Origin of the sequence: Corynebacterium sp. HMSC064H12 (assembly GCF_001809925.1) — a bacterium.
GTDB classification, from domain to species: domain Bacteria; phylum Actinomycetota; class Actinomycetes; order Mycobacteriales; family Mycobacteriaceae; genus Corynebacterium; species Corynebacterium jeikeium_D.
Genome location: NZ_KV799360.1, coordinates 94,137 through 109,234, shown reverse-complemented (window position 1 = coordinate 109,234; position 15,098 = coordinate 94,137). Strand labels below are relative to the sequence as shown.

Below are 15,098 nucleotides of genomic sequence, written 5' to 3'. Positions count from 1 at the left end.
TCGGTGGGCGCCGTATGTGTGGCATCATCCCGGGGCGAGCGCACATGGCACGGTTGAAGCTGGGGTACCGGGAGGCTGTGGCGCTGACTGATTCTGCGCTGTGCCCGGTAGGAACGCGCGTGCGCGGTCACGAGTTCCACAAGACAGCCCTCACCGATGACACCGCAAGTGTCGCTGCTGCGGCCGGGTGGCAACCAGCCTGGGGTTGGCGTGGATATCAAGGCGAAACAGTTCGCGACGGCTTTGTTTCCGAGTCTGGGCGGATTCATGCCGGTTACCTGCATGTTCATCCGGCGGGTGCGCCGGGGAACGTCAGTCGCTTTGTCGCTTCGTGCGCCGGGTAAAGTATTAGCTATGAGTTTGCTTCTCAAAGACTACGGTGTGTTGGTGATTGGCGGTTCCACGGCTGCAGAGCGCGTGATTCCTCGGCTGTTGGACTCTGGCGCTGATGTCACTGTGTGTGAAGGTGGGGAAGTAACAACTGCGATTGAGGCCTGGGCTGCAGACGGCCGTATTACTTTGACCCGCACCGGTTTTACCGAGGCGATGAGCTGGGGCAAGGCTCTCATGGTCTGCTGCGACGAGGCGTTGCTGCGTGAGGTGACTCTAGAGGGACACCGCCGAGGTATTCTCGTCGACGATGAAACCGGGTCTTCCAGCCCGCTTACTCCTGTGGCGCTGACCGGCCGTCGCGCGTCGCGCGCTGGGGATCTCGCTGGTCAGGTCGCGCTTGTGGGTGGTGGCCCGGGCGACCCCGGTCTGATTACCGTTGAGGGGCGTCGCCTGCTCCGGCTTGCCGACGTTGTCGTTGCAGACCACCTCGGTCCACTGTCGCTGCTCGGTGACTTGGAGCCGGATGTCGAGATTATTGATGCCGGCAAGCTTCCTTACGGCCGCGCCATGGCTCAGGAGCGCATCAATGAACTGCTAGTTCATCGTGCCCGTGAGGGCTACTTTGTGGTCCGGCTCAAGGGCGGCGATCCGTACATCTTCGGCCGCGGTTTTGAAGAGCTTCAGGAGCTACAGAAGGCTGGGGTACCGGTTCGCGTTGTGCCGGGTATTACTTCAGCACTGGCGGTACCGGGGACGATTGGCATCCCAGTTACTATGCGTGGCGTCAACCATGAATTCACTGTTGTGTCCGGTCACGTCCCACCGGGGCACAGGAAATCGCTGGTCAATTGGGATGCGCTGGGCCGGATGCACGGCACTATTGCCATCATTATGGGAGTTAAGAACGGGCCAAAGATTGCCGAGGCTCTGATGAAGGCCGGCCGCAGCCCGAAGACTCCGGCTGCGGTCATCCAGGACGGCACGCTGCCGAATCAGAGGTCGCTACGCTGCACACTCGGCGAGCTTGGCGAGAAAATGGTCGAAGAGGCAATCAAGCCGCCCGCAGTTATCGTCATCGGTGAAGTCGCGGGCCTGGATGAGGGCGATGAGTAAGAACAACAAGTCGAGCAACAACAAGTCGAAGAAACCAGAGCCAGAGCAGCAAAAGGCAGGGCTTGTTACTCGACTGCTTGCCGACGATCAGCTGCGTAGCGCTATCTGGATGGGCGCTGCGACCTTCCTGGTGTTTTACCTCGGAGCCATGATTATTTTCCGCCTCCTTCTCCTCGGCGGAGAAGGCTCGCGATACGACAGCATTTTCATCGCTGTCATTGCGCTCATTGCCGCCATTGTGGCAGGCCGGAAGCGCTACAACGACGACATTTAGTTTTCCGGGACGCGGAAGATGAGGGTGTCGTCGTCAAGCGAGACATCGTATCCTGCGGCGCGCGCGATGTCGACGGCCTCTGTGGGGGAGGTCGGTGCCGTGTCGGAAAGGGCAATGGCGCGGGCAAATAGGCCCTTGTAGTGCTTGTTGAAGTGGCTGACGATTTTGCCCTCGGCGGTGAGCACGGTCATCGTTGTCGCGCTCTTGACTTTGCCCAAATTGGCGTAGGTGCCGGAACGAAGGTCGATGAGGAAGTCGACATCATTGAGAGCCTCGGTGATGGCGGTGCCCCAACGGCGCTTCATCGTGGGAGCCGCGTCGGCAGGCTGATCCGCCAAGGGGAGCTTGACCGTACCAGAGAGACGGTAGTGGGGGATGAGGTCGTCCCCGCCAATGACACCGAAGAGCGCTGACCCGATGGCGAGTCGAGCACGGCCGGTTTCCGGCAAATCGCTGGGGGAGAGTGCGTCGTAGAGCACCCCGGTATAACGCTCGAGAGCCGGCATGGTCGGCGACTCTAGGAGCGCGGCATTAGCTGTGACTTCGTCAGCAAGCCGTGGCCCCAGCTTCAGTGTTTCCATCGCAGCTTCCCTGTTCGCACTTAACTCCACGAGATCGGCTGCAATGCGCTCGCGGATGGGGTTGAGGGAGCCGAAGCTCAGCGAGGAAAAGTCCACTGCGGGATGGCTGCCACCAGTGGCTTTGGTTTCAGATGGGGGTAGGACTACGAGCATGGGCACCATAGTAATGCCCCGCATGTTGCGAAGAATGATCGACGGGTAAAATCAGCATTCATGATTACGCGAATGTCCCAGCTGTTCCTGCGCACACTGCGCGAGGATCCAGCTGACGCCGAGGTCCCTAGCCACAAGCTGCTCGTCCGTGCCGGCTACATCCGGCGAACTGCCCCTGGTGTGTACTCCTGGCTGCCACTGGGCTTGAAGGTTCTGCGCAACGTAGAGAAGGTTGTGCGCGAGGAGATGGAAGGCATTGGCGCACAGGAGCTGGCATTCCCTGCACTGCTCCCGCGTGAACCGTACGAGGCGACGAATCGGTGGACCGAATACGGCCCCGAGCTGTTCCGTCTGAAGGATCGCAAGGGCGCGGACTACCTGCTGGGGCCGACGCACGAAGAGATGTTCGCGCTGGCTGTCAAGGATCTTTTCAGCTCCTACAAGGATTTCCCGACGACGCTGTTTCAGATTCAGACCAAGTACCGCGACGAGGCTCGCCCGCGCGCTGGTATTCTGCGTGGCCGCGAGTTCGTGATGAAGGACTCTTACTCCTTCGACATGGACGACGAGGGGCTGGAGAATTCTTATCAGCAGCACCGCGGTGCCTACCAGCGAATTTTTGACCGGCTGGGCATTAAGTACGAAATCTGCCACGCCACCTCCGGCGCTATGGGCGGTTCGGCCTCCGAGGAGTTCCTGGCTGTTAGCGAAAGTGGCGAAGACTCCTTCGTAGTCTCCACCGACGGTGAGTACGCCGCCAATGTGGAAGCCGTGAAGATTCCGGCAGTTGAACCGCAGCCGATTGAGGGACAACCGGAGGCGAAGGTTTACGAGTCTCCGAACTGCACCACAATCGCAGCACTTGTTGATTGGGCCAATGGTGCGGACCTCGGACGCGAGGTCACTGCTGCCGATACTTTGAAGTGCGTTCTCGTCGCCGTCGACCCGAAGAAGGTCGATAAGGAGGGCAACGCCCTGCCGGAACAGCTCACCGCAATCCTGGTTCCCGGTGACCGTGAGGTCGATGAAAAGCGTCTTGAAGTCGCATTTGAACCGGGTGAGGCGCGCTTGCTGGAGGACAAGGACTTCGCAGCCAATGACTTCCTGATCAAGGGCTACGTCGGCCCGCAGGGGCTCGCCGATCGCGGTGTGAAGGTCCTAGCTGACCCCCGCGTGGCGGAGGGCACAAATTGGATTACAGGAGCCAACGAGGAAGGCAAGCACATCGTCGATGTGGTCGCTGGTCGCGACTTCCAGATTGATGGTATTTGCGATGTCGCAGAGGTGCGTGACGGCGACCCGGCTCCGGAGGGGCATGGCACGCTAAAGATCGAGCGCGGAATCGAGATCGGTCACATTTTCCAGTTGGGCCGCAAGTACACCAACGCCTTTGAAATCGACATCCTCGATGTCAACGGTAAGCGTGCTCGTCCGACGATGGGGTCCTACGGCATTGGCGTGTCCCGCCTGGTCGCTGTCCTCGCGGAACAGCAGTTGGATGAAAAGGGCCTCAAGTGGCCAGTTGCCGCGGCACCGTACAAGGTTCACATCGCTGTGGCCGGCAAGAACGCCGAAGCAGCTGAGGCCGCTGAACAGCTGGCGGAAGACCTCAGCCAGCAGGGCATTGAGGTGCTTTTCGACGACCGTCCGAAGGTCAGCCCCGGTGTGAAGTTCAAGGACGCCGAGCTGCTGGGTATGCCGTTTGTGGTCATCTTTGGCCGTGGCTACGCGGACGGCAAGGTGGAGCTGCGTAACCGCCTGACCAACGAGACCGACGAGGTCGCCGCTGACGGCATTGCAGCTCACGTCGCGGAGCTGGTTCGCAAGGCTTAGAGCCCGGGCAACGGCTCCAAGTTGTTGCCACCTAGCGCTGCCGCTCCGGCGGCAGCCACGCCAGCTGCCTGCAGCGCGAACATACGCATCCGAGGGTTATTAGCAGCGAGCAATACGTCTTCCCACGCCTGGGCACAATAGCGCTCCAATGCAATCATGTAATCGACGGGTGCCGTATCTGGCGAAGGAGCGCCTTCCGGCATATAGCCAGGTGCGCTCTCCGGCACCTCAACGTCGGAATCCTCCAAAATTAGTCGGGCACGATCGCGCAAAATTCGGTGGCGCTCGCCACGGGCCAAAAGTGCAGTAGTGGTATCGCCTCCGACACGTGGTGCGGCTACGCCGACACCGTAAATCATCATGTATTCGGCTTGCAGTGCCTTAATCATCTGTTCTTCGGCACCCGAGATTTCATCCCTGTCACTGGGAATCAATGGGACAAGCTCCTCCCACTCAGCGCCCGCAACACGCAGAGCGAGGACGATACCGCCATCGACAGCCGTGGCGAGGCGCGCAGTGTGCTCCTCCCGCAATGCAGTGCGTGAATCCAGGGCATTCGTCAGTACGGGATTGTTTCGCGAGTCCGTGAGCAGTAGCTTCGCGTCGGAACCGGTAACCAGGGATCCTGGGACTGCTACGTCCGAGCCACATTCATCGACAGGTTTACCGTCCTTGTGGGTGCCGCAGGCGCGTGTGATTTCCTTATCCAGTTCGGTAACCTGCGCGGAGCGCACCGCTGCGAGGTCAGGATTGGCGTCGCTAAGCGACTGTGCATCGCGCGCCGCCAGCGCATGGAGAACCTCAATGGCGTAATCGGGGCGCGGTGCCACCAGATGCGAGCACGCGGAAAGCGCAGGAAGTGATCCCACGGCGAGGGCAGCAGCGAGGAAGCCACGGCGCGAGAGAGTACGAGTGCGATGCGATGCGGAAGCAAAACTGGGGGAGGGAGGTTCAACAATCACCTCACTATGGTGCCACGGCGGGCGGCACTTTGTGTCAACGCGGTGCGGGAAAGTGCCCAGGTGCGCAATTCCTAGTACTTGACCTGTAGACTCTACGACTATGGCGATACCCGCACCCGAGAAAATTGAACAGTTTGTGAGCCCGGCGCTCGCACAAATCGGCCTGGATGTGGAAGATGTCAAGGTCGTTCGCGCCGGCGCAAAGTCACAGGTCATTGTGTTGGTTGACGCAGATGAGCGTCCTGACCTCGATGTTCTGGAACAAGCCACGCATGAAGTATCTTCGGCTCTGGATGCCGCGGAGGCACGTGGTGAAGCGGACTTCGGCGCTCAGGGCTACACCTTGGAAGTTTCCACTCCTGGTATTGACGCACCGCTGACTCAGCCTCGGCACTGGCGTCGTAACCGTGGTCGTATTGCGGAGATTTCGCTTGCCGACGGTTCCGCGATTGCAGCCCGCATTGGTGCGCTGTCGCCGGATGAAGAATCCATCATTCTCGTTACCTCTAAGGGGCCAAAGGGACGTTTGAAGGCTGTTGGCCAGCGTGTCCAATTAACCAATGTGGCCCGTGCAGTGGTACAAGTTGAATTCTCTAATCCGCCCGCAGCCGAGAAGGATTTTGCGGGACTAGACTATGACGATGCCTTGACCAGGCTGGAGGATAACAAGTGAAGATTGAACTAGCTGCCCTGCGAACCTTGGAAAAGGAAAAGGGTATTCCTGTCGACGAAATGCTGGGACTGGTCGCCCGAGCATTGCGTGAAAGCTACCGTAACACCACCGCACCGGCACAGTATGCGCGCGTCGAAATCGACCGTGAGACCGGTGACGTCATAGTCTTTGCCCAGGAGCGAGACGACGAGGGCAATCTCATCTCCGAATGGGACGACACTCCGGAGGACTTCGAGCGTACCGCTGCATTCGCTGTTCGTCAGACCATCCTTTCGCGTCTGCGGGATGCGGAGAGCGATAAGGTTCTCGACGAATACGCAGACCTGTCTAATCAGGTCATTTCCGGCGTGGTCCAGCGCGATGTCTATGCCAATGAAAAGGGCATTGTCGTCGTCCACATCGGTTCGGAGGCCAACGGCCGAGACGGTATTCTGATGCCGGCTGAGCAGCTGCCAGGTGAGGAACTCAAGCACGGTGACCGCATCAAGTGCTACGTCGTCGGTGTGAACAAGACACCGCGCGGTGTTGCGATTCACCTGTCACGCACGCATCCGGAGCTCATTCGTAAGCTCTTCGAACTTGAAGTTCCGGAAGTTGCCGATGGGGCAGTGGAATTGATTTCCATTGCGCGCGAGGCCGGTCACCGCACCAAGGTTGCTGTACGCCCCACGGTCAAGGGCCTCAACGCTAAGGGCGCCTGCATTGGGCCCCGCGGTCAGCGTGTGAACTCGATTATGAATGAGCTCAAGGGCGAGAAGATTGACATCATCGACTACGACGAGGATCCGGCGAAGTTCGTTGGTAACTCGCTGGCGCCCGCCAAGGTAGTTAGTGTCAAGATTCTGGACATGGACGAGCGCCGTGCACACGTTGTGGTGCCCGACTACCAGCTCTCTCTTGCTATCGGCAAGGAGGGACAGAATGCCCGTCTGGCGGCTCGTCTGACCGGCTGGCGAATCGATATCCACTCCGACGCGGAGTAGACACAACGTCAGCGTCCCAGCGGTTGCGAAAGTGGCGGGAAAGTGCCTAGGGGGTTGGCACTTTTCCGCCTTTTCGGGTTATGCTGGGAGGTGGCCAAACGACAAGGCGTGATTTTCCTATGCGAATTTTCGCGCTGAATTTCTTAGCAGGAAGGTGGGTGCGTCAGGAGTATGACGACTTCGCGGGTGCTAAACCCGAATTCGACAACTCATACGCCTGCACCCACACGTACCTGTATTGCAACTAAGCAGCGCCACAATTGCTCGGAGCTGCTACGCATTGTCGCCACCACCCGTTCAGATGGCTCAGTAGCCGTCGTTGCTGATCCGCATCGTCGGATGCAGGGGCGAGGTGCCTGGATCACCCCAACACTAAAGGCTTGGGAGATCGCCGACAAGCGCCGTGCATTTGGCCGCGCACTGAAGGTATCTACGCAGGTAGATGCGTTTCCGGTTAAACAGTTTATCGCCACGCACTACGAAGCGGCGGAGGGTTTCGCCCCCGCTGACGATGTGCGTGTCGCTAAGCAGGGAGGCAGGAAAAATGACAACAGAAAGACCTGAACACTGATGAGCACACGATGAAGCATCAGCGATGAACGGCAATAGATAAGAGGGAGCCCTGCAGGCGCTCTCGGTGCGCGGACAAATCCGCCATCGGGCACTGCTCGGCCCCCACTAGTGAGGAGAGCAGTGTCCGGAAAGCTACGTGTCCATGAGCTCGCTAAGCAGCTCGGGGTCACCAGCAAAGAACTACTCGCCGAGCTGAAGGCTCAGGGCGAGTTTGTTAAGACCGCTTCTTCGACGGTGGAACCACCCGTCGTCAGGAAGATGAAGAAGGTCTACGAAGAGAAGAATGCTGGCGCAGGTGCTGACGCGTCTGCCCAGGCCCCAACTGCCAAGGCTGCTGCTAAGTCGGGTGCCAAGCCAGCTGCAAAACCAGGCGCTAAGCCTGCTGCACCAGCGGCGGCAAAGCCGGGTGCCAAGCCAGCAGCTAAGCCAGGCGCTAAGCCTGCTGCACCAGCGGCGGCAAAGCCGGGTGCCAAGCCAGCTGCACCGTCCCGTTCGCCGAAGCCGGGACAGGAAATGCCACGCCCGCCGAAGCCTGCTGGCCCGAAGCCGGGGCCGAAGCCAGGCGCACGCGCACCGCGTGTGGCGAACAACCCATTCTCGACCGGCGGATCCTCCCGCCCGGCACCGCGGCCGTCCAACATGCCGCGTCCGCAGGGCGGAAACGGCCGTCCGGGCCCGAAGCCGGGAGCACGTCAGGGTGGCCCTCGCCCGCAGGGCGGAAACGGCCGTCCGGGCCCGAAGCCGGGAGCACGCCAGGGTGGCCCTCGCCCGCAGGGTGGACAGGGCCGCGGTAATAAGCCGAGCGGCAATCGTCCGACTCCGGCAATGATGCCTTCGCACCCGAACCCGGGGCAGATGCCTGCAAAGGCAAGCCGCGGTGGCGGTGGCTTCGGCGGCCGTGGTCGCGGCCCGGGTGGCCCGGGTGGCGGACCGCGCGGTGGCCGCGGCGGACGTCGCGGTGGAACTGCAGGTGCATTCGGGCGACCAGGAGGCGCCCCGCGTCGCGGACGTAAGTCGAAGCGTCAGAAGCGCAACGAGTACGAGGCAATGCAGGCACCATCCGTGGTGGGCGGCGTTAAGCTGCCTAACGGTAAGGGCACGACCATTCGCCTCGCACGTGGTGCATCCCTGTCTGACTTCGCTGAGAAGATTAACGCCGATGCAGCATCGCTGGTCCAGGCGTTGTTCAACCTCGGCGAAATGGTGACGGCAACTGCATCGGTCTCCGACGAGACCCTGCAGCTGCTCGGCGACGAGATGGATTACAAGGTCCAGGTCGTCTCGCCTGAGGATGAGGACCGCGAGCTCCTCGAGTCCTTCGACCTCCAGTTCGGTGAGGACGAGGGCGACGATGAGGACCTGGAGCAGCGCCCGCCAGTGGTAACTGTGATGGGTCACGTCGACCACGGTAAGACGCGCCTGTTGGACACGATTCGTAAGGCCAACGTCGGTGGCCACGAGTCCGGTGGTATTACCCAGCACATCGGTGCCTACCAGGTGCCGGTGGAGCTCGACGGTGAGAAGCGCAAGGTTACCTTCTTGGATACCCCGGGTCACGAGGCGTTTACCGCCATGCGTGCTCGTGGTGCCAAGTCGACCGATATCGCGATTCTGGTTGTTGCAGCTGATGACGGCGTCATGCCGCAGACGGTTGAGGCTATTAACCACGCCAAGGCCGCTGATGTGCCGATTGTCGTTGCAGTCAACAAGATTGATAAGGAAACTGCAGATCCGCAGAAGATTCGTGGTCAGCTGACTGAATACGGTCTCACTGACGAAGAGTGGGGCGGCGACACTATGTTCGTCGATATCTCCGCTAAGCAAGGTCTCAACATCGATCAGCTTCTCGAAGCAGTGCTGTTGACTGCCGATGCTTCGCTGGATCTGCGCGCCAATCCGGATATGGACGCTCAGGGTGTCGCCATTGAGGCTCACCTTGACCGTGGCCGTGGTCCGGTGGCAACCGTTATCGTTCAGCGCGGTACGTTGCGCGTCGGTGATTCCATCGTTGTCGGTGACGCATATGGTCGTGTTCGCCGCATGGTCGATGAGTACGGCAACGACGTCGATGAGGCCGGTCCTTCCCGTCCGGTTCAGGTGCTCGGCCTGACCTCCGTACCGGGTGCTGGTGACAACCTCCTGGTTGTTGACGAGGATCGTACGGCCCGCCAGATTGCAGACCGCCGCGACGCACGTCGTCGTAATGCGCTGCAAGCACGTCGTCGCAAGCGCGTCTCCCTGGAGAACCTGGACGAGATTCTGAAGGAGACCAACACCCTCAACCTGATCCTGAAGGGCGACAACGCCGGTACCGTCGAGGCACTGGAAGAAGCCCTGCTCAAGATCGAGGTCGACGACGAGGTCGCTCTGAACATCATCGACCGTGGTGTCGGTGCTGTCACGCAGACCAACGTCACGCTGGCTGCTGCGTCTGACGCCGTCATCATCGGCTTCAACGTTCGCTCCGAGGGCAAGGCCACCGAGGTTGCCAATGCTGAGGGCGTTGACATCCGCTACTACACGGTGATCTACCGTGCTATCGAGGATGTCGAGGCTGCTCTGAAGGGCATGCTCAAGCCGGTCTACGAGGAGAAGGAGATTGGTCGTGCAGAGATTCGCGCCATCTTCAAGTCCTCCGCAGTTGGCCTCATCGCCGGCTGTATGGTCGAGTCCGGCAAGGTCCGCCGCAACGCGAAGGCTCGCCTGGTTCGTGACGGCAACGTCATTACGGATTCGGCGACTATCGAGTCGCTGAAGCGAGAGAAGGACGATGCCACCGAGGTCGCAGCCGGTTACGAGTGCGGTATGGTGCTGTCCTACCCGGACATCCAGGTGGACGACGTTATCGAGGTCTACGAGATGGTCGAGGTTCCGCGCACGTAGCGACGTAAGCTAAACACTGCGTGAACTTTGATAAGGCGCTCCCTTCGGGGAGTGCCTTTTTGCGTATCGTGTTCGTTATGGGCTTCAAAACTAATCTCTTTGCACTCTCAGGTGAACTGCCGCGAACGAATATTTTGAATTATCCTCCTGCGAGCGCAGAGGAGACTCTTGCGCAATTGGACAAGATTTGGCCAGGGAAATTCGCCTTTGATTCCGAGGAAACCATTGAGGATGGTCATAATTGGTACTTCCACGCGGTAGCGTTTGGGCCAACGCTGCTTTTCGGGACCGACGACGTATACGACCTTATTGAGGACCCAGCGTTGGCGAACGATCCTCGCGAAAGTTGGTCACTGTGCATCAATAGTGTTGTCGATTTCTGCCACTACAAGACTCCTACCAGGGAATTAGAAGCAAGCTGCGAAGACTATGATTTTGACATGCAGCGGTTTTTCAGCTCTGGACGACTGTTGGATTTCGAGGTACCGTTCGCTAACGGTGAACACGTCGAGGTACTACATCCGACGGATGTGGCTGAATGGGAACAAACCCATGGCAGTGTGGCGCCCAAGGATAAAAATGGTGAGGTAAGTTACCTTTTCCATCCGCTGGAGCTAGGTAATGCTGCGGTTAAATGGATTTTCGGCATCGAGGGAGAAACACCATTGCAGGACAGTGTGATGGATTCACTGCCTGACTGCTCTCATGTTAATGGGTTACCGATGTACAACTTCGTGGAGCGCCGTTAAGAGCGTACGGGTAGGCTGCGTTTCAGCTGCGCAATTCCGTAGTAGCGACTCCCCATGCCGTCGATGACATCGATGGTGGTGGCAGTGTTGTCGTGATGATTAATGGGTTAATAACAAAGGGCGAGCGTGCGGCGAAGCAATTGGCTGCACTCGGTAAACGGGTGCGGGCGAAGTCGCGAAACATGCGGTTCGAAGTTGAGTAGTGTTTTGCGTGTTAGTATTAGCAGTCCTTTGTATTGAACCGTTTTGCCGGATCCCAAATGGGTCTTTGTCAGCGAAGGGGCACTTCAGGCCCCACGCTAAATGGGGTCTAGCTACGAATCGTTACGCACAGGTAGAGATAGATAGGGAGTAGCCAAAAATGGCAGATCCAGCACGCGCGCGCAGGCTGTCCAAGCGTATTCAGGAGATTGTCGCCAGCGCAATTGAGCGTGAGATTAAGGACCGGCGGCTGGAGTTTGTGACTATCACCGACTGCCGCGTCACCGGCGATTTGCACGACGCCACAGTTTTCTACACTGTGCGCGGACGTACGCTCGACGAGGAACCGGACTACGAGTCGGCAGCAGCAGCGCTGGAAAAGGCGAAGGGGCAGCTGCGTTCCCTGGTCGGTCGTGGCACCGGTGTGCGCTACACACCGACGCTGGCTTTTGAGGTTGACACCGTGCCGGAGATTTCCGCGCACCTTGAGGAGCTGCTCGATAAGACTCGCGCGCGCGACGCGGAATTGGCTGAGCAGGCTAGAAACGCAAAGCCCGCAGGCGATGCCAACCCATACCGCGACGAGGAGTAAAACTCTCCACCGGCCACATCTATCGATGAAAGGGGCACCCACGTGACCACTTCTCCGCAGGCTCAGGAGCAGGCAGCTCACCAGCTTTCCCAGGCGATTAATCGCCGCATGTCCAAGCCGATTCAGCAGATGCAGGATATGCTTGCCGACGCCAAGAAGGTCGGCGTCATTGCCCATGTTCACCCCGATGCGGATGCGATTGGTGCCGCATCTGCGATGGTCATGGCTCTTGTACAACGTGGCATTTCGGCTGTAGCCAGCTACGGTGAGAGCGATTTGCCAGCCAAGTCGCTGCTGACCATCCCCGGATGGGAGCGATTTGTCGAGTACACGGACTTGGATGAAGACATTGACACGTGGGTGACTGTCGACTGCGCAAGCCCGGGGCGCCTCGGTGCGCTGGAAGATCGCGTGATGGCCTCCGACCGCGTTATCAATGTTGACCATCACGCGACCAACACTCGCTTTGGGTCCGTCAACATGGTTGACGAACGCGCAGAGTCCTCGACCATGGTGCTCCTGGACTTCTTTGGTGTCTGGGGTATCAAGCTGACCACGCCGATGGCTCATGCTCTCTATGCAGGGCTGTTGACGGACACCGCATCGTTCCAGTTCGGCCATTCCCGCATGCACACTGCAGCGGCGCGCCTGCTGGATAAGGGGCTCAATCCGCGCACGATTGGTGCACAGCTGCTGGAAGAACATCCGTTTTCCTACCTTCCATTCCTGGGCAAGGTGCTTTCCACCGCGACATTGGTGCCCGAGTGGGGCGACGGCGCTGGCCTAATCCACGTCGTCATTGAGCACGACCAGACCGCCGAAGTTGGCCACGATGAGATTGAATCGGTCGTGGACATTGTGCGTACGACTAATGCGGCCGACGTCTGTGCCGTGCTTAAGGAGTATGAGCCAAACCAGTGGGCCGTCTCGCTGCGTTCTCGCGAGCTTGTCGATGTCTCCCAGGTCGCCCTGGAAATTGGCGGCGGTGGCCACGAGCGTGCCGCCGGTCTGACTCGGGAGTGCAGCAAGGATGAGCTGCTGCAGGCCATCCTGGACACCAGCGATGTCGCAGCCCAGGCACGCCGAGGCACGAGCGAGGCCTAGGGGATTGTCGGACTCGCGAGAAACTCAGGAGCGCACTGAGATTGAGCAAACTGGCATAGAGCGAACCGGCATAGAGCGAACCGGGCACAGTGCGAAGTCAGATGTCAGCCTTCGCGCAATCGTTTCGCTGGCGCTGCCAGCGTTGGGTGTTCTTGCCGCGCCCGCACTCTATGTGCTGCTGGATACGGCTGTCATTGGTCGGCTTGGAGCTGTCCAGCTTGCGGCGCTTGCCGCTGGTTCGACGGTATTTTCCGTGGTAACTACGCAGCTCACTTTCTTGGCTTACGGCACGACCGCCCGATCAGCGCGAGCCTTTGGCAGGGGCAACGTGGACGAGGCGGTTGAAGAGGGATTGCAAGCGACGTGGGTCGCCATCTTTGTGGGCCTTAGCCTCTTTGCCATCATCGTGGGGTTGGCACCAGTATTTACCGGTTGGTTAGCTCCTCATCCGGAGGTCGCTCATGATGCCGGGCAGTGGTTGCGAGTTGCTGCCTTCGCCATTCCGCTGACGTTGATTGCGCAGGCTGGAAATGGTTGGTTGCGCGGTATCCAAAACACCCGCGCGCCGCTGCTATATGTGCTCTCAGGCCTTGTTCCGGCCGCCATTGTGATTGTGCCGCTGGTCCGCGCCTTCGGTCTCGAGGGCTCTGCGATGGCCGTTCTTTTCGGCGAATTGATTACCGGCGGGCTGTTCCTCCGCCGTCTTTTCAAAGAGTGCTCTAGCCGCAAGCTCTCCATGCGCCCGAATGGCGCCATTATCAAAAGCCAGCTGGTCCTCGGCCGCGATCTCATCGTTCGCTCCTTGTCCTTCCAGGTAGCGTTCCTCTCTGCCGCAGCGGTTGCTGGCCGCGTTGGGCCGACCACGCTCGGTGGACACCAGGTCATGCTGCAACTGTGGAACCTGATCTCGTTGGTGCTCGACTCGCTAGCCATTGCTGCACAGACGCTCGTCGGTGCAGCGTTGGGAGGTAGCTCCACGTCTGTTGCCCGCTGGACTGGCAAGCGAGTTACTGTCTGGTCAAGCGTCATTGCCCTCGGCCTAGCGGTTGTCTTCGCAGTGGGTAATGCCAGCATCGTCCGCATTTTTACCGACGCCACAGGCGTGATTGACGCAGTCACCGCAGGGCCATGGTGGATTCTTGTCGCAATGATTCCTATCGGCGGTGTCGTCTTTGCGCTCGATGGCGTTTTGCTCGGCGCCGGCGACGCAGCCTTCCTCCGTAACGCCACCGTTAGCGCGGTCTTGTGCGGTTTCCTCCCACCGGTCTGGCTGGCGCAGGCATTTGGCTGGGGGCTGACCGGCGTGTGGTGCGGTCTCTTGGCCTTCATGATTCTGCGACTCATCTTTGTCGCTACCCGTTTCCGTGGAGAGAAATGGTACGGCATCAGCGCATGAGTGTGCTTGTCGACGTCCAGGAGTACCTGGCCAGGCATTTGCCCGCCCGTAGCCGGCTAGTTATTGACTCCAATGCCGAGCGTCCGTTTAGTGATGCGGAATTGCAGCAGCTCCGTAGCGCTGAGTTCAGGCTGTCTGATGGTGCAGCACCTGTTCGAATCCGCGATTTCACCCGAGGGCGCCTCGCTGCGCATGAGGCGGTGCAACGGCTAGGAGAGCCTGCCCCACATGGGATTGGCATGTCGACCACCGGAGCGCCGCTGTGGCCGCGAGGAGTCGTGGGGTCAATTAGCCATTGCGACGGGGCCGTGGCAGCCGTGTCCGCGAGCGCTGAACAGCTGCAGGGGATTGGCATCGATGTCGAGGTCGAGCAGACTCTAGAGTTAGGAATCATCGAGGCAGTCTTGCGCACTGACGAAGCACGCCTTGACCCGCTGGTGCAATTTAGCGCCAAGGAATCAATGTACAAACTCTGGGAGCCGATAGTCGGGCAGTGGCTGGACTTCGACGAAGTCTCCGTGCAACCGAGGAAGAAACGGATAGCAGCGCGAGGTTTTTCCCGAGGACTCACAGGCGGACCTTTACAGCTAACGTTTCACCGTGAGATTCCCGGCGCCTTCCGCGGAGTAAAGGGCTTCTGGGCTCGCGGTGCAGGCATCGTTGCAACCGCGGTGTGGCTCGAGCAGTCTTAAAAT

At 59.7% G+C, this 15,098-nt stretch carries 14 protein-coding genes and 1 pseudogene; 13 read left to right on the top strand and 2 right to left on the bottom strand.

The window, feature by feature from the left end:
* From HMPREF2681_RS10995 to HMPREF2681_RS09840, 3 genes and pseudogenes are all read left to right on the top strand, one after another.
* A pseudogene (locus HMPREF2681_RS10995) lies at positions 1 to 344 on the top strand (cobyrinate a,c-diamide synthase); the annotation flags it as partial.
* 10 nt (positions 345 to 354) lie between these two features.
* Positions 355 to 1,446 carry a uroporphyrinogen-III C-methyltransferase gene (cobA, locus tag HMPREF2681_RS09845; RefSeq protein WP_069358758.1) on the top strand — a complete coding sequence of 364 codons (1,092 nt, stop codon included), beginning with the start codon at positions 355 to 357 and terminating at the stop codon, positions 1,444 to 1,446.
* Entirely contained in the window at positions 1,439 to 1,720 is a 282-nt protein-coding gene (locus HMPREF2681_RS09840; protein ID WP_239271971.1) for a hypothetical protein, read from the top strand. The genes cobA and HMPREF2681_RS09840 overlap by 8 nt, the downstream gene beginning before the upstream one ends.
* Here the strand turns inward: HMPREF2681_RS09840 and HMPREF2681_RS09835 are convergent.
* Positions 1,717 to 2,454, bottom strand: a complete 738-nt coding sequence (locus HMPREF2681_RS09835; protein WP_070546981.1) for a YaaA family protein — start codon at positions 2,452 to 2,454, stop codon at positions 1,717 to 1,719. The genes HMPREF2681_RS09840 and HMPREF2681_RS09835 overlap by 4 nt on opposite strands.
* Before the next feature lie 60 nt (positions 2,455 to 2,514).
* Here HMPREF2681_RS09835 and HMPREF2681_RS09830 point away from each other — a divergent pair, with 60 nt between their 5' ends.
* Positions 2,515 to 4,287, top strand: coding sequence for a proline--tRNA ligase (locus HMPREF2681_RS09830; RefSeq protein ID WP_016422581.1), 1,773 nt, complete (start codon positions 2,515 to 2,517; stop codon positions 4,285 to 4,287).
* Here HMPREF2681_RS09830 and HMPREF2681_RS09825 read toward each other — a convergent pair.
* Positions 4,284 to 5,249, bottom strand: a complete 966-nt coding sequence (locus HMPREF2681_RS09825) for a DUF4439 domain-containing protein (protein ID WP_070546978.1) — start codon at positions 5,247 to 5,249, stop codon at positions 4,284 to 4,286. The genes HMPREF2681_RS09830 and HMPREF2681_RS09825 overlap by 4 nt on opposite strands.
* Before the next feature lie 100 nt (positions 5,250 to 5,349).
* On the opposite strand from HMPREF2681_RS09825, the gene rimP reads away from it, so the two are divergent.
* The 9 genes from rimP (at position 5,350) to HMPREF2681_RS09780 (ending at position 15,095) form a co-directional block, all read left to right on the top strand.
* Positions 5,350 to 5,922 carry a ribosome maturation factor RimP gene (gene rimP / locus HMPREF2681_RS09820; RefSeq protein WP_069358755.1) on the top strand — a complete coding sequence of 191 codons (573 nt, stop codon included), beginning with the start codon at positions 5,350 to 5,352 and terminating at the stop codon, positions 5,920 to 5,922.
* Positions 5,919 to 6,905: a transcription termination factor NusA gene (gene nusA, locus HMPREF2681_RS09815; RefSeq protein WP_016422584.1), complete on the top strand. Its 987-nt coding sequence runs from the start codon at positions 5,919 to 5,921 to the stop codon at positions 6,903 to 6,905. The genes rimP and nusA overlap by 4 nt, the downstream gene beginning before the upstream one ends.
* A gap of 171 nt (positions 6,906 to 7,076) precedes the next feature.
* Positions 7,077 to 7,469, top strand: a complete 393-nt coding sequence (locus HMPREF2681_RS09810) for a YlxR family protein (RefSeq protein ID WP_016422585.1) — start codon at positions 7,077 to 7,079, stop codon at positions 7,467 to 7,469.
* 129 nt (positions 7,470 to 7,598) lie between these two features.
* Complete coding sequence (gene infB, locus HMPREF2681_RS09805; RefSeq protein ID WP_070546974.1) at positions 7,599 to 10,361, top strand: translation initiation factor IF-2; 2,763 nt, start codon at positions 7,599 to 7,601, stop codon at positions 10,359 to 10,361.
* Positions 10,362 to 10,381: 20 nt separating this feature from the next.
* Positions 10,382 to 11,110, top strand: a complete 729-nt coding sequence (locus tag HMPREF2681_RS09800) for a hypothetical protein (RefSeq protein ID WP_070546972.1) — start codon at positions 10,382 to 10,384, stop codon at positions 11,108 to 11,110.
* Between the two features lie 361 nt (positions 11,111 to 11,471).
* On the top strand, positions 11,472 to 11,903 hold the full coding sequence (gene rbfA, locus HMPREF2681_RS09795) for a 30S ribosome-binding factor RbfA (protein ID WP_016422588.1): 432 nt from the start codon (positions 11,472 to 11,474) through the stop codon (positions 11,901 to 11,903).
* Positions 11,904 to 11,945: 42 nt separating this feature from the next.
* Complete coding sequence (locus tag HMPREF2681_RS09790; protein WP_016422589.1) at positions 11,946 to 13,007, top strand: DHH family phosphoesterase; 1,062 nt, start codon at positions 11,946 to 11,948, stop codon at positions 13,005 to 13,007.
* 4 nt (positions 13,008 to 13,011) lie between these two features.
* Positions 13,012 to 14,403 carry an MATE family efflux transporter gene (locus HMPREF2681_RS09785; RefSeq protein WP_083301617.1) on the top strand — a complete coding sequence of 464 codons (1,392 nt, stop codon included), beginning with the start codon at positions 13,012 to 13,014 and terminating at the stop codon, positions 14,401 to 14,403.
* Entirely contained in the window at positions 14,400 to 15,095 is a 696-nt protein-coding gene (locus tag HMPREF2681_RS09780) for a 4'-phosphopantetheinyl transferase family protein (RefSeq protein ID WP_083301616.1), read from the top strand. The genes HMPREF2681_RS09785 and HMPREF2681_RS09780 overlap by 4 nt, the downstream gene beginning before the upstream one ends.
* Positions 15,096 to 15,098: the final 3 nt, after the last annotated feature.